An 18839-nucleotide genomic window follows, 5' to 3' on the forward strand; every position below is an offset into this window, starting at 1 on the left:
GGAGGCGAGATGATTAATATCGTGGTGGTGTCGCACAGCGCGTTGCTGGCGCGCGGCGTTGAGCAACTGGCGCGGCAGATGATGCGCGGCGACGGCTGCAAGTTGGCGCTGGCGGCGGGCGTGGATGACGAAGAGCACCCGATCGGTACCGACGCGGTCAACGTCATGGAGGCGATCGAAGCGGTCGCCGACGGCGATGGCATTCTGGTGCTGATGGATCTGGGCAGCGCGCTGCTCAGTGCCGAAACCGCGCTCGATCTGCTGGATCCGGAGTTGGCCGCCAAGGTGCGGCTGTGCGCCGCGCCGCTGATCGAAGGCACGCTGGCGGCGGTGGTGGCCGCCAACTCCGGCGCTTCGCTGGAGCAGGTGGTGGCGGAGGCGCAGGGGGCGCTGCAGGCCAAGCAGGCGCAATTGGGCGAGGCTTCACCGGCCGCGAAGCGCGCGGCCTTGCCGCTGGCGCAGGGCAAAAGCGCAACCTGGACGGTGCAGAACCCGCACGGACTGCACGCGCGCCCGGCGGCGCGGCTGGTCGAAGCGCTGGCGCCGTTCAAGGCTGAGCTGGTGCTGGAAAAACAGGGGCAGTGCGTCGATCCGCGCAGCCTCAATCAGCTGGCGCTGCTGCAGGTGCGCCACGGCGACACCATCCGTTTGATCGCCGACGGCGCGCAGGCGGACGAGGCGCTGGCGGCGTTCAAAACGCTGGCGGAGCAGCATTTCGGCGAGACGGTCTCCGAGCGGCAGCAGCCTTCGCTGCACGGCATTCCGGTGGCGGAAAGCGTCACCAGCGGGCCGGTGTTCCAGGCCCGCAGTGTCTGGCCGTCAGCCGCCGAGCGCCGGATCGGCGCGGACGAGGTGTTGGGCGAACAGCAACGCCTGCGGGAGGCGCTGCAGCACACGTTGAGCGATCTCAACCGGCTGGCGGAGCGCACCGGCACGCTGATCGGCAAGCCGCAGGCGGCTATCTTCGGCGCCCACAGCATGCTGCTGGACGATCCGGATCTGCAGCAGGCGGCTTACACCCGCATTGCGCAGCAGTTGTGCAGCGCCGAGCAGGCTTGGCGGCAGGTGCTGGAGGCGATCGCCGAAGAGTACCGCGAGTTGGATGACGACTACATGCGGGCGCGCGAACTGGACGTGCGCGACATGCTGCGCCGCACGCTGTGCCACCTGCAGGGGCAGCCGCTGCCGACCATTGCGCTCGCAGAGCCGTCAATACTGGTGATGGATGAGCTGATGCCCTCAGAGGTAGTGATGCTGGATCGCCGACTAGTGCTCGGCATCTGCCTGAGCGGCGGCAATGCCCTCTCGCACAGCGCCATTCTGGCGAAGGCGATGGGCATTCCGATGGTGGTCGGCATGCAGGATTGCCTGAGCAAAACCCGCAGCGGCCAGAAGGCGATGCTGGACGCCGCGCGCGGGGTGTTGCAGCTCAGCCACTAGGCGCGCAGCTTGAACTGGCGGATGTCGATCCCGTGCTGTTTGATCTTCCGCCACAGCGTGGTGCGGCCGATGCCCAGCAACTGCGCCATTTCCGTCAGTTGGCCGCGGCTGACGGTCGCCGCCCGCAGGATCGCCTGGCGCTCCATGTCCGTCAGCGTCAACAGCGGTGCGCCGGGCTGCGGATCGCTTTCCAGCAGCGACGGTTGGCCGAGCAGGTGCGCCGGCAGGTCCGCCAGCTGGATGTGGTGGCCGTGGCAAATCATTGCCGCGCGCTCCACCACCCCTTTCAGTTCCAAATCGTTGCCCGGCCACAGATAGAGCGCCAGCTGAGCCATCACCTCGTCATCCACCTGGAAGCGACACTGAAAATGTTGCTCCAGCGTGCGCAGATGATGTTTGACCAGCAGCGGAATATCGCTCAGCCGCTGACGCAGCGGCGGGATTTGGATCTCGAACGCCTGCAGGCTGTAAAACAGCTGGCGGCGGAAGCGGTTTTGCTGCACCAGCAGCGGCAGGTCGGCGGCGCTGCCGGCGATCACCCGCACATCGACCGGGATCACCCGGCTGGAATTGAGGCGGATCACCACGCCGGTTTTCAGCACCTGCAGCAGCGCCGACTGCATCTCCGCCGGCAGGTATTCGATCTGTTCCAGGTACAGCGTGCCGCCGTTAGCCAATTCGAATTTACTGAGCTGGCCCGCCTCTTCTTCGCTGGCGTCGCTGCCCAGCAGCTCACGCAGCCCCTGCGCCTGCGGCAGCAGTTGGCAGTTGAGGGCGATATACGGCCCGGCGGCGCGTTCGCCGGCGTTGTGGATAGCCTGGCTGAGCAGCTCTTTGCCAACGCCTTCTTCTCCGCGCAACAGGATCGGATGCTGGCCTTTGGCCGCCTGCTGCCCGTAACGGATCAGTCGCCGCATTTCCAGCGAGGCGGAAGGCATCTGTTCGAAGCTGTGGCTGACGCGCCCCAGCTGGCTGCTGACATATTGGCGCAGCCGTTCGAGCGGGTGCAGCAGGGCGATGAAACTGCAGCGATCGCCGTCGAAAATCGGCTTGAGCGTCAGCAAGGCGGCGATAAACTGCCGCTGGCTTTCGAAGGTGACTTCGACGTGTTGCAGCGGTTGGCGATCGGCGATGGCGCGCTTGAGCAGCGCGGGCAGCGTCAACAGCTGCGCCAACGGTTTGCCCTGGCTCTGCTGTTCGTCCAGCTTCAGCAGGCCGGCGGCGCGTTGGTTGATGTATTGCAGGTAGCCGCGGTGATCCCAGGCCATGACGCCGTCGTCGACGCCGTCCAGCAGGCCGTAAAGCTGATTCAGATGGCGGTTGGATTCCGCCAGCAGGCCGTCGGCGTTCAGCGAGTTGCCGATTTCGCGGGCGATGGCCAGCGTCAGCGACAGATCGCCGGCGGCGCAGTCGGCCAGCAGGCAGCCCAGCGCGATCGAGCCGCGCTGGCGGCCGCTGTTGTCGTAGACCGGCGTGGCGCAGAACGACCAGCCGTGCAGCGCTCGGCGCACGTGTTCTTTACCGCTCACCCGCACCGGGTGGCCTTCCGCCGCCGCCAGCGCCGGGGCATTGGTGCCTATCTGTCCTTCGGCCCAGTAAGCGCCGGGGGCGAATCCCAGTTGCTGCAGATGTTCCCAGGTTTGGGCGTCGCCGCAGCGCCACAGCATGCAGCCGCTCTCGTCGAGGATCATCAGCAGGCAACGCCGCGGCTCCATGTATTCACAGGCGTCTTCCAGCGCCGCCTGGCCGAGCGTCAGCAGATCGTTCTTGCGGCGGCAAATCGATTCGAAGGTGGCGCCCTGCGCACGGTGCGGCGCTTGCCAGACATCGGGCTGCATCAGGCTGCGGCAACGCAGCCAGGAGGCGTACACCGCCGGCGTCGGGCGCAGCGGCGGCGGCAGTTCGCCGTCGTTAATCAGTTGCTGCCAACGTGAATCGTTGTCCATCGAACCTCATCCAACTGCGAAAACGAGAGTGACGATGATATCACCTGGCGCAGCGGCGGCTGTGAGGCGGCGGGCAGAAGCGGGGAAAATCGGGACAAAAAAAACGGGGCGCGGCGCAGGCCGGACCCCGTGTTTATCAGCGTGCGGACATCAGTTGCGGAATGGGTTGCCGCTGTGGCGAGCCGGTTGGCTGGTGGTAACGGCCGGCGCGGATGCGCGAGTGGCCGCCGGTGCCGGCGCCGCAGTCTGTTGCATCGGCGCATTGTCCTGATAACCGTCCGCATAGGCGTCCTGCGCGCGGTTTTGCGGTGCGACGGCGTCAGGCGCGGTCGATACCGGCTTGCCCAACGCGCCGTTCAGCAGCAGCAGATCGTTCTGGTTCAGCGTGCCGAGCGCCGACTTGATGTTCAGCTGGTTGATCAAATAGGTATAACGCGCATCGGACAGCTGACGTTTGGCGTTATACAGCGTGGTGGTGGCGTCCAGCACATCGACGATGGTGCGGGTACCGACCTGATAACCGGCTTCCATCGCGTCCAGGGAGCTCTGTGCGGAGATCACCGCCTGTTTGTAGGCGTTGATGCTGCTGATCGAAGCGTTAACGTTGTTGAACGATGAACGCACGGTCTGCACCACGCTGCGGTGAGCGCTTTCCAGCTGCTCGCTGGCGCCGACGAAGCCGTACTGCGCTTGTTTAACCTGCGAGTTGGTCGCGCCGCCGCTGTACAGCGGCAGGTTGAAGCTGATGCCCACTTTATTTTGGCCCGCATCGGAGTCGCTGTAGCGTGCGGCATTCGCGCCGCCGGTGTTTGAGCCGTTGTATTTGGTATTGCTGATGCCGGTTGACGCGCTGACGTCAATCGTCGGCATATAGCCGGTCTGTGCGGCACGGATCTGTTCGCGCGCCAGATCCTGGCTCAGGCGGGCGGACAGCAGGCTCAGGTTGCGCGCCTCCGCTTCTTTCAGCAGGTTGTTCACCGCTTCCGGGCGCTGGGTGCTGAAGCGATCGGTGTTCAGCGAGGCCAGCTCCGGGTAGAAGGCCCCGGTCACCTGGCGCAGCGTTTCCAGCGCGTTATCCAGATCGTTGCGGGCGGAGACTTCGGCCGCCAGCACGGTGTCATAGTTCGAGCGGGCGTTCTGCACGTCGGTGATCGCCACCAGGCCCACGTTGAAGCGTTGGGTGGTTTGATCCAGCGTGCGGTACACCGCGTCTTTCTGCGCCTGGGTGTACGACAGCGTGTCGATCGCCTTCAGCACGTTAAAGTAGGCGGTGGCGGTGTTGAGAATCAGCGACTGCTCTGCGGTCTGGAAGGTGACGTCGGAGATGCCGGCGCTCTTTTCCTGCAGCGTCAGCTGGCGCCATTTCGACATGTCGAAGAGGGTCTGCGTCAATGCCAGCGAACCGCTGGTGACGTTGCTGTTAACGCCATTGCTGTCACGATAACCGTTGGTGTAATCGTAACCTGCGGTTAAACCGAGCTGCGGCAGCAGCGGGCTGCGCGCTTCATTGATCTTTTCGAATGCGGCGTCGCGGTCAGCAGCACTTTTGCGCAGATCCGGGTTACTTTCCCTGGCCTGTTTGTAGACCTGCAGCAGGTTCTCTGCCTGGCTCATTGCACTGAAGCCGCCCAGGCTCAGTCCGATAAGAAGGGGGAGCAGTTTCTTCATTTGCATTCCTTGTTGTGCAGCAATATTGCTATGTTAGCGCTGACGATAGACGAAATAGTTGCCGATTCTAGCAGAGTCTGCGGTACGCATCAGGTGGCTGAATGTGCCATCTCACGTAACTTTTACCTTTCAGACCGCCCATTTACCTTGGCGTACTGCCCGGGCCGACTGCAGCTGATATTATGGCTGACAATCAGGATTGTTTCCCGCTATTACCCGCGAGCGCACAAACGCGCCGCGTCCGGCGGCGAAAAACAGCCTAACATAAAGCGGCGGCGGTGAGACCCGCTGTTTCTGTCATCAAAACCGTTTATTTTATCGGCATACTCACGCAGGAGAATTCGCGCATGAACCGTTCGCAGCCGTCACCCGTCACCTTCGATAAAAAAGATGTAGAAATTATTGCACGCGAGACGCTGTACCGTGGTTTTTTTTCACTCAATTTATACCGGTTTCGCCATCGCTTGTTCAATGGCGAAATGAGTCCTGAAATCACGCGTGAAATTTTCGAGCGCGGCCATGCGGCGGTGCTGCTGCCCTACGACCCGGTGCGCGATGAAGTGGTGCTGATTGAACAACTGCGCATCGCCGCGGTCGATACCAGTAATTCGCCCTGGCTGCTGGAAATGGTGGCGGGTATGATCGAAACCGGCGAAAGCGTCGAAGACGTGTGCCGCCGCGAAGCGCAGGAAGAAGCCGGCGTGGTGGTCGGGCGCTGCAAGCCGGTGCTGAGCTATCTGGCCAGCCCCGGCGGCACCAGCGAACGCTTGTCGATCATGGTCGGCGAGGTGGACGCCGGCACCGCCGAAGGCATCCACGGCCTGGCGGAAGAGCATGAAGATATTCGCGTCCATGTGGTCAGCCGCGAGCAGGCTTACCGCTGGGTGGAAGAGGGCGCGATCGATAACGCCGCATCAGTGATTGCATTGCAATGGCTGGCGTTGCACCATGAATCGTTGAGAAAAGAGTGGGCCAACTAATGAAACAGCGCTATACCCCTGATTTCCCCGAAATGATGAGATTGTGCGAAACCAACTTCGCGCAATTGCGCCGCTTGCTGCCGCGCAACGACGAAGCGGGCGAAACGGTGACTTATCAGGTGAACGGCGCTAGCTATCGTTTGACCATTGTTGAGTCCACGCGTTACACGTCGCTGGTGGAGATCGAGCAGATCTTTCCGGCGGTCAGCTACTGGAGCCTGCCCGCGATGACGGTGCGGTTATACCATGACGCCATGGTTGCGGAAGTGTGTTCCAGTCAGCAGATCTACCGCTTTAAAGCGCGTTATGATTATCCTAATAAAAAGTTGCATCAACGCGACGAAAAGCATCAAATTAACCAGTTTCTTGCTGATTGGCTGCGCTACTGTTTGGCGCATGGAGCGATGGCGGTTCCGGTTTGTTAGACAGACTGAAATAACAAAGGACACCATTTGGAAAGCCTGTTTAAACTGCCCGTGGCGAGTGGGGCCGCGGTCAGGATTCTACAAATAACAGATACCCACCTTTTTGCCGGCGAACACGAGACGTTGCTCGGCATCAATACCTATCGCAGCTATCACGCGGTGCTGGACGCCATTCAGGCGCAGCGCCGCGATGTCGATTTGATCGTCGCCACGGGAGATTTGGCGCAGGATCATTCGCAGGAGGCGTACCGCCACTTCGCCGCCGGCATCGCGCAACTGCCGGCCCCGTGCGTGTGGCTGCCGGGCAACCACGATTTCCAACCGGCGATGGTCGACGCGTTGGCCGCCGCCGGCATCGCCCCTTCCAAGCAGGTGCTGCTGGGCGATAACTGGCAGGTGCTGATGTTGGACAGTCAGGTGTTCGGCGTACCGCACGGCGAGCTGAGCGAATACCAGCTCGAGTGGATGGAGCGCTGCCTGCAGGCGCACCCCGAGCGTTACACGCTGTTGCTGCTGCACCACCATCCGCTGCCTTCCGGCTGCACCTGGCTCGATCAGCACAGCCTGCGCAACCCGCATATGCTGGGCGCGATCCTGTTGCGCTACCCGAAGGTGAATACCGTGGTGTGCGGTCATATTCACCAGGATCTGGATCTGGAATGGCAGGGCCGGCGTCTGTTGGCGACGCCGTCCACCTGCGTGCAATTCAAGCCGCACTGCACTAACTTTACCATCGACGACGTCTCCCCCGGCTGGCGTTACCTCGATCTGCTGCCGGACGGCCGCGTCGAGACGCAGGTGTTCCGCCTGGAAAACGACGATTTCCGCCCCGATATGGACTCGGATGGATACTGATGCCTTCGACACTGCTCTACCTGCACGGTTTCAACAGCTCGCCGCAGTCGGCCAAGGCGGTGGCCTTCAAGGCCTGGCTGGCCGAACACCATCCCGCTATCGAGATGCTGGTGCCGCAGTTGCCGGCCTTTCCGGCGGAGGCCGCCGAAATGCTGGAAAATCTGGTGCTGGAACGCGCCGGACAAACGCTCGGATTGGTGGGGTCCTCGCTGGGCGGCTATTACGCCACCTGGCTGTCGCAGTGTTTTTCGCTGCCGGCGGTGGTGGTCAACCCGGCGGTCAAGCCGTTTGAGCTGCTGGTCGACTATCTCGGCGCCAACGAGAACCCCTACACCGGCCAGCAATATGTGTTAGAGTCTCGTCACGTTTACGATCTGAAAGTGATGCAGATCGATCCTTTGGAGTCGCCGGATTTAATCTGGCTGCTGCAGCAAACGGGCGATGAAATTCTCGATTACGGCCAGGCAGTGGCGTATTACACCGCGTGTCGGCAAACGGTGGAGTCGGGTGGAAACCACGCCTTCGTCGGTTTCGAGCACTACTTCCCCCAGATTGTGGATTTTTTAGGGCTAAACGCGGTCTGACGGACCGTTCCGGCACCTCCCTTTAACCACGAAAAAATAATCAACGATGACTCAATCCAGCTATAACGCTGATGCCATTGAAGTACTCAGCGGTCTAGAACCAGTGCGCCGTCGTCCCGGCATGTATACCGACACGACGCGCCCAAACCACCTCGGCCAAGAGGTGATCGATAACAGCGTCGACGAAGCGTTGGCCGGACATGCCAAGCGTATCGACGTGATCCTGCACGCCGATCAGTCGCTGGAAGTGATCGACGACGGCCGCGGCATGCCGGTGGACATCCACCCGGAAGAGGGCGTGCCGGCGGTTGAGTTGATCCTGTGCCGACTGCACGCCGGCGGTAAATTCTCGAATAAAAACTACCAGTTCTCCGGCGGCCTGCACGGCGTTGGGATCTCGGTGGTCAACGCCCTGTCGAAGCGGGTGGAAGTCAACGTGCGCCGCGACGGCAACGTCTACGGCATCGCCTTCGAAAACGGCGACAAAGTGCAAGATCTGACGGTGACCGGCACCTGCGGCAAACGCAACACCGGCACCAGCGTGCACTTCTGGCCGGACGAACAGTTCTTCGACAGCCCGCGTTTCTCGGTATCGCGCCTCACTCACCTGCTGAAAGCCAAAGCGGTGCTGTGCCCCGGCGTTGAGATCTATTTCATCGACAAGGTGAACAACACCGAGCAGCGCTGGTGCTACCAGGACGGCCTGACCGACTACCTGATGGAAGCGGTTAACGGCCTGATCACCCTGCCGGAAGCGCCGTTCGTCGGCAATTTCGCCGGTGATACCGAAGCGGTGGACTGGGCGCTGCTGTGGCTGCCGGAAGGCGGCGAGCTGCTGACCGAAAGCTACGTCAACCTGATCCCGACCATGCAGGGCGGCACCCACGTCAACGGTCTGCGTCAGGGGCTGCTGGACGCGATGCGCGAGTTTTGCGAATTCCGCAACATCCTGCCGCGCGGCGTGAAGCTGTCGGCGGAGGATATTTGGGATCGCTGCGCTTACGTGCTGTCGGTGAAGATGCAGGATCCGCAGTTCGCCGGGCAGACCAAAGAGCGTCTCTCTTCGCGTCAGTGCGCGGCCTTCGTTTCCGGCGTGGTGAAAGATGCCTTCAGCCTGTGGCTGAACCAGAACGTTCAGGCGGCGGAACAGCTGGCCGAGCTGGCGATTTCCAGCGCCCAACGCCGTCTGCGCGCCGCCAAGAAAGTGGTGCGCAAGAAGCTGACCAGCGGGCCGGCGCTGCCGGGCAAGCTGGCGGACTGCACCTCGCAGGATCTGGCCATGACCGAACTGTTCCTGGTGGAAGGGGACTCCGCGGGCGGATCGGCCAAGCAGGCGCGCGATCGCGAATATCAGGCGATCATGCCGCTGAAGGGCAAGATCCTGAATACCTGGGAAGTCTCCTCGGACGAAGTGCTGGCCTCGCAGGAAGTGCATGACATTTCCGTGGCGATCGGCATCGATCCGGACAGCGAAGATCTCAGCCAGTTGCGCTACGGCAAAATCTGCATCCTGGCGGATGCGGACTCCGACGGCCTGCACATCGCTACGCTGCTGTGCGCGCTGTTCGTGCGCCACTTCCGTTCGCTGGTGAAAGGCGGGCACGTTTATGTGGCCATGCCGCCGCTGTACCGCATCGATCTCGGTAAAGAGGTGTTCTACGCGCTGGATGAAGAAGAGAAAGCCGGCGTGCTGGAACAGCTGAAGCGCAAGAAAGGCAAGCCGAACGTCCAGCGCTTTAAAGGGCTGGGCGAGATGAACCCGCTGCAGCTGCGCGAAACCACCCTCGATCCGAACACCCGCCGTCTGGTGCAATTGACGGTCGCGGAAGATGATGTCGATCAGACGCTGGCGGTGATGGACATGCTGTTGGCCAAGAAGCGTTCGGAAGATCGCCGCAACTGGCTGCAAGACAAGGGCGACATGGCCGAATTGGCGGTCTGAGCCTGACCCTGGCCCGGTGAAACGCCGGGCCGGCTTTCCCGCAGGGCGTTCATGCGGCGCCCGATAACCTGGGCCGGAATGCATGAAGATCACGCTCGAAGAATTGCTGGCGTTCACTTCGGTGGTCGACAGCGGTTCCATCACCGCCGCCGCCGATCGGCTCGGCCAGACGACTTCCGGCATCAGCCGCGCGCTCAGCCGCCTGGAGAATAAGCTCGATACCACCCTGATGCGCCGCACTACGCGTCGCCTGGAGCTGACCGAAGAGGGGCAAAGCTTCCTGAGCCATGCGCGTACGATCATCAACTCGGTGGAAAATGCCGAAGAACAAATGGCGGTGCGCCGGCAGATGCCGGCCGGGCGACTGCGGATCAATGCGGCTGCGCCTTTTATGGAGCACGTCATCGTGCCGCTGGTGGCGGGGTTCAGGGAACGTTATCCGCAAATTTCGCTCGAGCTGAACACCGACAATCTGATCATCGATCTGCTGGAAAAACGCACGGATATCGCCATTCGCATCGGCGCGTTGCGCGATTCGACCATTCATGCGCGCGCGCTGGGCGCCAGCCGGTTGCGCATCCTCGCCAGCCCGGCTTATCTGCAGCAGCACGGCACGCCGCAGAGCGTGGAGGCGTTGCACCGGCATTGTCTGCTCGGTTTTACCCAACCGGAATCGCTGAACCAATGGCCGTTGCGCTATCGCCAGGCGCCGCATTTCGCCATCACGCCGACGATCTCGGCGTCCAGCGGTGAAACGCTGCGGCAATTGGCGCTGCGGGGCGAGGGGATCGTACAGCTGGCAGACTTTATGACCCGGCGCGATCGGGAAGCGGGCAAGTTGGTGACGTTGCTGGAGCAGGAGACGCTGGACGTGCGCCAGCCGATTAATGCGGTGTATTACCGCAATACGCAATTGGCGGCGCGCATCACCTGTTTTCTTGACTACGTCAGCGCGCACATCGACGCGCAGACGTTATAAGGCGGAGCTTACAGGATAAGGCGGAGCTTACAGGGCGTTTTCCAGGATGTAGATCTCGGTGTCCAGCACGCTGTCTTTGAGGGTGTCGCGGTGTTTGAGCATGTGCTCAATGGCCAGATGTTTTTCCAGATGCGCCATGCTTTCCCATTTCTCCAGCATGAACACCGAATCCGGCGACCGCTTCTGCCACGGCGCCTGGGTATTGCTGTCGACCATCGGCGTGTATTCGCCGCAACCCTCTTCCGCCAGCACCAGCGGCACCAGCTTTTCAATGGCTTGCAGTACGGTGGCGCGGTGGCCGGGTTTCACTTTGATTTCTGCGATTACGGTGATCATGCTTACCTCGTTGATGAGTATGTTCTGCGTCAGTTAAGCAAAATTTTTCGCCAGATGCTCGCGATAACGTGCGATGTCCGCTTCGATATCCGGTTGTTTTATCACGTCATTGCAGATAAAGGTCGGCAGCGCTTCCATTCCCAGGAACTGGTTGGCCTTGTGGAAGTGCAGGTAAACGCCGTCGACGCCGACGCCGTGGAAGAACTGATCGGGATCGGTGAAGGCCTCCAGCGGGGCGTTCCAGGTCAGGCTCAGCAGGTATTTTTTGCCCTGGATCAGGCCGCCGGAGCCATATTTTTTGCTTTCGTCAGAACGAGAGCGGCCGTCGCTGGCATACAGGCTGCCGTGACCGGCGGTGAACACTTCATCGATGTATTTTTTCAGGATCCAGGGTTCGCCCATCCACCAGCCCGGCATCTGGTAGATGACCGCGTCGGCCCACAGGTATTTCTTTACCTCGGCTTCGATGTCATAACCGTCGTCAACCACGGTGACCTGCACATCGTGCTGCAGATCGCGCAGGAAGCTTTCCGCCACGTCGCTCAGGGTTTGGTTGAGTTCGCCGTTGGAATGGCCGAATTGTTTTTTAGCGTTGATAATCAGGATATTGCTCATCTTTCGCGGCTCCCGTCAGAGTTAAGATATGGCATGCTTCCCGCCGAAAAGGCGGAAACCATCTCGCTGGCGACGAGTGTAATCGTTAGGCAGGCAAGTAAAAATGCGATCCAGCGCACAACAGTGTTGACTGCCAGTCAATAAACGGGCCGCCAGACAGCGAAATTTTGCATAAACCGCAGCGCGCAACCGGCCGCCGCCGGCGATCCTTGCGCCAACTGTGACAGCCACCCTGCAGATGGGTTACTATCGCGGGCAGAATCGACAAGCGATGCCTTTTGTCGTCCAAGGGATTGCCAAGCCACGGTCTGAGGATAATTGAGTAATGAGTGATCTGACTCATGACGGTGTAGAGCGTTTACCGCTGCACACATTCACTGAAAACGCCTATCTGAACTATTCCATGTACGTCATCATGGATCGGGCGTTGCCGTACATTGGCGACGGTTTGAAGCCGGTACAACGCCGCATCATCTACGCCATGTCTGAACTGGGGCTGACCAACAGCGCCAAATTCAAGAAGTCCGCCCGCACCGTGGGCGACGTGCTGGGTAAATATCACCCGCACGGCGACAGCGCGTGTTATGAAGCCATGGTGCTGATGGCGCAGCCGTTCTCGTATCGCTATCCGCTGGTGGACGGCCAGGGGAACTGGGGGGCGCCGGACGATCCCAAGTCGTTCGCGGCGATGCGTTATACCGAATCGCGCCTGTCCAAATACGCCGAGGTCTTGCTGGCCGAGCTGGGCCAGGGCACGGTCGACTGGATCCCGAACTTTGACGGCACGCTGCAAGAGCCGAAGATGCTGCCGGCGCGCCTGCCGAACATCCTGCTGAACGGCACCACCGGCATCGCGGTTGGCATGGCGACCGACATTCCGCCGCACAACGTGCGCGAAGTCGCCGCCGCCGCGGTGGCACTGCTCGACAAGCCGGGCGCCTCGCTCGATGACCTGCTCGAGTTCGTGCAGGGGCCGGACTTCCCGACCGAAGCCGAGATCATCACCCCGCGCGATGAAATTCGCAAAATTTACCAGAGCGGCCGCGGCTCGGTGCGCATGCGCGCCGTGTGGAAGAAAGAGGATGGCAGCGCGGTGATCACCGCCTTGCCGCATCAGGTTTCCGGCGCCAAGGTGCTGGAGCAGATAGCCAGCCAGATGCGCGCCAAGAAGCTGCCGATGGTCGAAGACCTGCGCGACGAATCCGATCACGAGAACCCGACGCGTCTGGTGATCGTGCCACGTTCCAACCGCATCGATCTGGAGCAGGTGATGAATCACCTGTTCGCCACCACCGATCTGGAGCGCAGCTACCGCATCAACATGAACATGATCGGTCTGGACAACCGCCCGCAGGTGAAAGGGCTGGTGGAGATCCTCACCGAATGGCTGGCCTACCGTCGCGATACGGTGCGTCGCCGCCTGAACTACCGCCTCGAGAAGGTGCTCAAGCGCCTGCATATCCTCGAAGGTTTGCTGGTGGCGTTCCTCAACATCGACGAGGTGATCCACATCATCCGCAGCGAGGATGAGCCGAAGCCGGTGCTGATGCAGCGTTTCGGCATCTCCGATACTCAGGCGGAAGCGATCCTCGAGCTGAAACTGCGTCACCTGGCCAAGCTGGAAGAGGTCAAGATCCGCGGCGAGCAGGACGAACTGGCGAAAGAGCGCGATCAGCTGCAGGCGCTGCTGGCGTCCGAACGCAAGCTGAATACGCTGATTAAGAAAGAGATCCAGGCCGATGCGCAGACCTACGGCGACGATCGCCGTTCGCCGCTGACCGAGCGCGCGGAAGCCAAGGCGATGAGCGAGCATGACTTCGTGCCGTCCGAACCGGTGACCATCGTGCTGTCTGAAATGGGCTGGGTGCGCAGCGCCAAGGGCCATGACATCGATCCGACCGGGTTGAGCTACAAGGCCGGCGACAGCTTCCGCGGCGCGGCGCGCGGCAAGAGCAATCAGCCGGTGGTATTTATCGACTCTACCGGGCGCAGCTATGCGCTCGATCCGATGACGCTGCCTTCGGCGCGCGGGCAGGGCGAGCCGCTGACCGGCAAGCTGACGCCGCCGCCGGGCGCCACCATCGAGCAGGTGCTGATGGCGGCCGACGATCAGAAGCTGCTGATGGCGTCTGACGCCGGTTACGGTTTCGTCTGCACCTTTAACGATCTGGTGGCGCGCAACCGCGCCGGCAAGGTGATGATCACGCTGCCGGACAACGCCAGAGCGCTGCCGCCGATGGAGATCCACGGCGCAGACGATATGCTGCTGTCGATCACCGCCGCCGGGCGCATGCTGATGTTCCCGGTCGCCGATCTGCCGCAGCTGTCGAAGGGCAAGGGCAACAAGATCGTCTCCATTCCGGCGGCGCAGGCCGCCGCCGGTGAAGACAAGCTGGCCTGGCTGTTCGTGCTGCCGCCGCAGGCGTCTGTCACGCTGCACGTCGGCAAACGCAAGCTGACGCTGCGTCCGGAAGATCTGCAGAAGTTCCGTGCGGAACGCGGCCGCAAGGGCACCCAACTGCCGCGCGGCCTGCAGCGCATCGATCGCGTCGAAGTGGATGCGCCGGTGCGGGCGTCGGGTGGCGACAGCGAAGAGTAAGCGTTGGCACCAGCGTTAACGGGCGGTCGCAGCATGCTGTGGCCGCCTTATTTATTTTTGCTGGCGTTTATTTTCCAAATAGTTAACATTTCTGCGCATAAAATTATTGTGCGTACTGCCGCCTGGCGGGAAAATAGCGAGAAATGCAGGCGACATAGGCGTGCTTTCCGCTTGGTCGGCAAATAATGAGTAAAGGAATCTGCGCAGCGAAGTAAACTGCGTTGGCAGTGTGCTAATGAGGTTGTTATGTTATTGATTTTGCGTGCCGTTCTCGCCACTCTTTTCTGTATTCTGGTGTGTATTTTCGGTTCGGTTTATTGCTTGTTCAGTCCGCGTAATCCTCGCCATGTGGCGACCTTCGGCCATCTTTTCGGTCGTCTGTCGACGCTGTTCGGCATCAAGGTTGAAACCCGCGTGCCGGCCGATGCGGCCAACAACGGCAACTGCATCTATATCGCCAACCACCAAAATAACTACGACATGGTGACGGCCTCTAATATCGTGCAGCCGCGCACCGTGACGGTCGGTAAAAAAAGTCTGGTGTGGATCCCGTTTTTCGGCCCGCTGTATTGGCTGACCGGTAATCTGCTGATAGATCGTGATAATCGCGCCAAGGCGCACGGCACCATCGCCCAGGTGGCGGAGCAGTTCAAGAAGAAAGACATTTCGATCTGGATGTTCCCGGAAGGGACCCGCAGCCGCGGCCGTGGGCTGATGCCGTTTAAAACCGGCGCGTTCCACGCGGCCATCGCCGCCGGCGTGCCGATTGTGCCTATCTGCGTATCCACCACCAGCGGTAATATAAATCTTAATCGCTGGAATAACGGCCATGTGATCGTCGAGATGTTGGCGCCGGTGGATACCAGCAAATACGGCAAAGAAAACGTGCGCGAGCTGGCGGCCCATTGCCGCGAGCTGATGGAGGCGAAAATCGCCGAATTGGACGCCGAAGTCGCCCAGCGCAACGCCGCCAAAAAATAAGAGTCTACCGGCTTCAAAGAAGAGTTTTTTAATTGGCGTTCAGCGCCGTTAACGCCTGAGCGCCTGCTAATCTTGATTGGCGGGCGTTTGGGTTTTGCACACGGTTTAGTTATTGCTTTTCATGGAGAAAATATGTCACTCAGTCGACGTCAGTTTTTACAGGCATCGGGCCTGGCGCTGTGCGCGGGCGCCGTGCCGCTGAGGGCTGAGGCGAGCGGAACGCAGACCCCATTACCCATTCCCCCGCTGCTGGAGTCTCGCCGCGGTCAGCCGCTGTTCCTGACCTTGCAGCGCGCCCACTGGGCGTTTATGGATAACCGCAAAGCGGCGGTGTGGGGCATCAACGGCATGTACCTGGGGCCGACGGTGCGGGTTTACAGCGGCGACGACGTCAAACTGATCTACAGCAACCGCCTGCAGGAGCCGGTGGCGATGACCATCAGCGGTCTGCAGGTGCCGGGCACGCTGATGGGCGGCGCGCCGCGCATGATGTCGCCCAACGTCGACTGGTCGCCGGTGCTGCCCATTCGTCAGGCGGCGGCTACCTGCTGGTACCACGCCAACACGCCAAACCGCATGGCGCCGCATGTGTATAACGGGCTGGCCGGATTGTGGCTGGTGGAGGATGCCGTCAGCAAAGCGCTGCCGCTGCCCAACCACTACGGCGTCGACGATTTCCCGCTGATCATTCAGGACAAACGCTTCGATAACTTCGGCACGCCGCAATACGATGCGCCGTCGCAGGGCGGCTTCGTCGGCGATACGCTGTTGGTCAACGGCGTGCAAAACCCGTATGTCGACGTGTCGCGCGGCTGGGTGCGTTTGCGTTTGCTCAACGCCTCCAACGCGCGGCGTTATACCCTGCAGCTCAGCGACGGGCGGCCGTTCAACGTGATCGCCAGCGATCAGGGCTTCCTGCCTGCGCCGGTTGCGGTGCAGCAGCTGTCGTTGGCGCCGGGCGAGCGCCGGGAAGTGCTGATCGACATGTCGAAGGGCGACGAGGTGACCATCACCGCCGGTGAAGCGGCGGGCATCATGGATCGCCTGCGCGGCCTGTTCGAGCCGTCGAGCATTCTGGTGTCCACCCAGGTGCTGACGCTGCGCCCGACCGGCCTGCTGCCGCTGGTGACCGACAACCTGCCGATGCGCCTGCTGGCGGATCAGCTGTTGGACGGCAGCGCCAGCCGCACCCGCGATTTCCGCCTGGGCGACGGCGGCGTCGGCATCAACGGCGCAATTTGGGACATGAACCGCATCGACGTACAGGCGCAGCAAGGCACCTGGGAACGCTGGAACATTCATGCGGATACGCCGCAGTCGTTCCATATTCAGGGCGTGCAGTTCCTGATTAAACGCGTCAACGGCGCGCAGCCGATGGCGGAAGATCGCGGCTGGAAGGATACCGTCTGGGTCGATGGCGACGTCGAGCTGCTGGTGTATTTCAACCAATCCACCTCCGAACACTTCCCGTTCCTGTATTACAGCCAGACGCTGGAGATGGCCGATCGCGGCACCGCCGGCCAGCTGATGGTGCAGCCGACGATGTAACCCGCTCTGCGGGCCGCTTAGGGCGCCCGCAGCATCGCCAAAAAAGCCTGCACCACCGGCGTGACGCTGTCGGTACGGTATACCGCATACAGATCCGCCGGCGGCGCCTGTTGCAGCGAGCAAAACCGCACGCCGGGCCACGGAATGCGGCCGTAGCTGTCCGGCAACAGCGTAATGCCGCAGCCTTCCGCCACCAGCGCCAGCAGGGTTTGCGGCTCGTTAACCTGATAAGCGACGTCCGGCAAAAATCCCTGCTGCAGACACAGATTGTGCAGATACAGCCCCAGGCTGGCCTCATGCGGCGGCAGCACGATGAAGCTGTCGTTTTGCAGCGCCGCCAGCGGGATATTCTCCTGCTGCGCCAGCGGATGATCGAGCGGCAGCACCACGGCGATGCTTTCGCGCGCCAACCGTTGGCAGGTCAACCCCGGCAGCGTCTGTTGCTGCGCCTCTCGCCAGACCCCGATGTCGATATGCCGCTTTTGCAGCGCGATGATTTGCTGGCTGGGCGTGAGCTCGTTCACCGACCAGGTGACGCCGGCGCTCCGCTCGCTGAATCGCCGCAGCGCCGCGATCAGCCCGCCCCAGGCCGAGGTGCCGACCATGCCGACCACCATGTGGCCGCCTTCGCCGCGCCCCATTTGTTGCACCTGATGCAGCGCGCTGTCGGCCTGATCCAGCAGCCGCTCGACGTTGCGCAGCAGCGTGCGGCCAGCCGGCGTCAGCGTCATGGAGCGGGTGGTGCGTTTGAACAGTACCACGCCGAGCTGGCTCTCCAGTTCCTTGATGTGCTTGCTGAGCGGCGGCTGTGACATATTCAACCGCCGCGCCGCCTGAGTGAAATTCATCTCTTCCGCCACCACGCGGAAATAGTGCAGTAGGCGGAAGTTAATCCGACCGGGATCGGGCAGGGCATGGGGCGGGTTCATCCGGGGTATCGCCTCCTGTGACGCAGCTCAACTTATAGATAAATGAAATAAATCGGCCGCCAAGAATGTATTGGTCTCGGCCGCGCCTCGCTCTCTACTATGGGGCTTATTGTCCCCCGCTTAAAGAGAGAATACGATGTTTAATCAAGAAGATGCTTTTATCTGCGCCGATGTTGTCCGCGCACGTCTGCCGGGTTTTCAGCCGAAAGCGGCCTTGATTCTCGGCTCTGGGCTCGGCGCTCTGGCGGAGGTGATGACTGAAACCGTCACCCTCGATTACGCGGCGCTGCCGGGCTTCCCGGTGAGCGGCGTCGCCGGCCACGCCGGGCAACTGGTCGCCGGCAAGCTGGAGGGCGTGCCGGTCTTGTGCATGAAAGGGCGCGGCCACTTCTATGAAGGGCGCGGCATGCAGGTGATGACCACCGCAGTGCGCACCTTCAAACTGCTGGGCTGCGAATTCCTGTTGGCGACCAACGCCGCCGGTTCGCTGCGCCGCTCGGTAGCGCCGGGCAGCCTGGTGGCCATTACCGATCATATCAATTTCATGCCGGAATCGCCGCTGGTCGGCGCCAACGACGAGCGCTTCGGGCCGCGCTTCTTCAGCCTGGCGAACGCCTACGATCGCGATCTGCGCGCCCAACTGGCGGCGGTGGCCGAAAGCGCGGGCATCCCGCTGGCGGAAGGGGTGTTCGCCGCTTACACCGGGCCGAACTTCGAAACGCCGGCGGAGATCCGCATGATGCAGACCCTCGGCTGCGACGTCGTGGGCATGTCGATCGTGCCGGAAGTCCTGACGGCGCGCCACTGCGGCCTCAAGGTGCTGGTGGTGTCCGCGATGACCAACTACGCCGAAGGGCTGTCGGATACGCCTCTTTCTCACGAACAAACGCTCAGCTGCGCGGCGCTGGCGGCGGACGATTTCATGCGCCTTATCCGCGAGCTGTTCAAAACGCTGTGACACCGTAAGCAAACCGGCGGCGGGCTGCAGTGGGCCCGCCGCACCAATCATCGT

At 61.7% G+C, this 18839-nt stretch carries 16 protein-coding genes; 11 read left to right on the forward strand and 5 right to left on the reverse strand.

Going from position 1 to position 18839, the window contains the following annotated elements; genetic code table 11:
• The first annotated feature begins 9 nt into the window (after window positions 1–9).
• Complete coding sequence (dhaM, locus tag ACUTQY_RS18220; protein ID WP_033644605.1) at window positions 10–1440, forward strand: dihydroxyacetone kinase phosphoryl donor subunit DhaM; 1431 nt, start codon at window positions 10–12, stop codon at window positions 1438–1440.
• On the opposite strand, the gene dhaR is transcribed toward dhaM, so the two are convergent.
• Window positions 1437–3386 (reverse strand): dihydroxyacetone kinase operon transcriptional regulator DhaR, encoded by a 1950-nt coding sequence (gene dhaR / locus ACUTQY_RS18225; protein WP_033644606.1) that lies wholly within the window; start codon window positions 3384–3386, stop codon window positions 1437–1439. The genes dhaM and dhaR overlap by 4 nt on opposite strands.
• A 150-nt stretch (window positions 3387–3536) precedes the next feature.
• Window positions 3537–5054 (reverse strand): multidrug efflux transporter outer membrane subunit HasF, encoded by a 1518-nt coding sequence (gene hasF / locus ACUTQY_RS18230; RefSeq protein WP_046687823.1) that lies wholly within the window; start codon window positions 5052–5054, stop codon window positions 3537–3539.
• A gap of 347 nt (window positions 5055–5401) precedes the next feature.
• Between hasF and nudF the strand changes: the two genes are divergently transcribed.
• The 6 genes from nudF to ACUTQY_RS18260 all read left to right on the forward strand — a co-directional run bounded on the left by nudF (window position 5402) and on the right by ACUTQY_RS18260 (window position 10819).
• Window positions 5402–6034, forward strand: coding sequence for an ADP-ribose diphosphatase (nudF, locus tag ACUTQY_RS18235; protein WP_004937242.1), 633 nt, complete (start codon window positions 5402–5404; stop codon window positions 6032–6034).
• Window positions 6034–6459, forward strand: coding sequence for a DUF1249 family protein (locus ACUTQY_RS18240; RefSeq protein WP_033651295.1), 426 nt, complete (start codon window positions 6034–6036; stop codon window positions 6457–6459). The genes nudF and ACUTQY_RS18240 overlap by 1 nt, the downstream gene beginning before the upstream one ends.
• Window positions 6460–6486: 27 nt before the next feature.
• On the forward strand, window positions 6487–7314 hold the full coding sequence (cpdA, locus tag ACUTQY_RS18245; RefSeq protein ID WP_004937250.1) for a 3',5'-cyclic-AMP phosphodiesterase: 828 nt from the start codon (window positions 6487–6489) through the stop codon (window positions 7312–7314).
• Window positions 7314–7898 (forward strand): esterase YqiA, encoded by a 585-nt coding sequence (gene yqiA, locus ACUTQY_RS18250; RefSeq protein WP_004937252.1) that lies wholly within the window; start codon window positions 7314–7316, stop codon window positions 7896–7898. The genes cpdA and yqiA overlap by 1 nt, the downstream gene beginning before the upstream one ends.
• Before the next feature lie 46 nt (window positions 7899–7944).
• Window positions 7945–9840, forward strand: a complete 1896-nt coding sequence (parE, locus tag ACUTQY_RS18255) for a DNA topoisomerase IV subunit B (protein ID WP_025304305.1) — start codon at window positions 7945–7947, stop codon at window positions 9838–9840.
• Between the two features lie 82 nt (window positions 9841–9922).
• Window positions 9923–10819: a LysR substrate-binding domain-containing protein gene (locus ACUTQY_RS18260; protein WP_046687822.1), complete on the forward strand. Its 897-nt coding sequence runs from the start codon at window positions 9923–9925 to the stop codon at window positions 10817–10819.
• A gap of 27 nt (window positions 10820–10846) precedes the next feature.
• Here the strand turns inward: ACUTQY_RS18260 and ACUTQY_RS18265 are convergent, their stop codons facing one another.
• Together ACUTQY_RS18265 and ACUTQY_RS18270 are read right to left on the reverse strand one after the other, a co-directional pair.
• Window positions 10847–11155 carry a putative quinol monooxygenase gene (locus ACUTQY_RS18265; protein WP_033644613.1) on the reverse strand — a complete coding sequence of 103 codons (309 nt, stop codon included), beginning with the start codon at window positions 11153–11155 and terminating at the stop codon, window positions 10847–10849.
• Window positions 11156–11188: 33 nt separating this feature from the next.
• A complete protein-coding gene (locus ACUTQY_RS18270) occupies window positions 11189–11770 on the reverse strand; it encodes an NAD(P)H-dependent oxidoreductase (RefSeq protein WP_046687821.1) in 582 nt (193 codons plus the stop codon).
• Window positions 11771–12095: 325 nt separating this feature from the next.
• Here ACUTQY_RS18270 and parC point away from each other — a divergent pair, with 325 nt between their 5' ends.
• The 3 genes from parC (at window position 12096) to ftsP (ending at window position 16898) form a co-directional block, all read left to right on the forward strand.
• A complete protein-coding gene (parC, locus tag ACUTQY_RS18275; protein ID WP_004937261.1) occupies window positions 12096–14369 on the forward strand; it encodes a DNA topoisomerase IV subunit A in 2274 nt (757 codons plus the stop codon).
• 246 nt (window positions 14370–14615) lie between these two features.
• Window positions 14616–15350, forward strand: a complete 735-nt coding sequence (locus ACUTQY_RS18280) for a 1-acylglycerol-3-phosphate O-acyltransferase (protein ID WP_004937266.1) — start codon at window positions 14616–14618, stop codon at window positions 15348–15350.
• A 132-nt stretch (window positions 15351–15482) separates the two neighbouring features.
• Entirely contained in the window at window positions 15483–16898 is a 1416-nt protein-coding gene (gene ftsP / locus ACUTQY_RS18285; RefSeq protein ID WP_033644615.1) for a cell division protein FtsP, read from the forward strand.
• A gap of 17 nt (window positions 16899–16915) precedes the next feature.
• Here ftsP and ACUTQY_RS18290 read toward each other — a convergent pair whose 3' ends face one another.
• The gene (locus ACUTQY_RS18290; RefSeq protein WP_046687820.1) at window positions 16916–17827 is read right to left on the reverse strand and encodes a LysR family transcriptional regulator; all 912 of its coding nucleotides are present in this window, start codon (window positions 17825–17827) and stop codon (window positions 16916–16918) included.
• Window positions 17828–17963: 136 nt separating this feature from the next.
• Between ACUTQY_RS18290 and xapA the strand changes: the two genes are divergently transcribed.
• Window positions 17964–18785: a xanthosine phosphorylase gene (gene xapA, locus ACUTQY_RS18295; protein WP_033651299.1), complete on the forward strand. Its 822-nt coding sequence runs from the start codon at window positions 17964–17966 to the stop codon at window positions 18783–18785.
• Window positions 18786–18839 lie beyond the last annotated feature (54 nt).

It is taken from the genome of Serratia sp. TSA_130.1 (genome assembly GCF_052691795.1).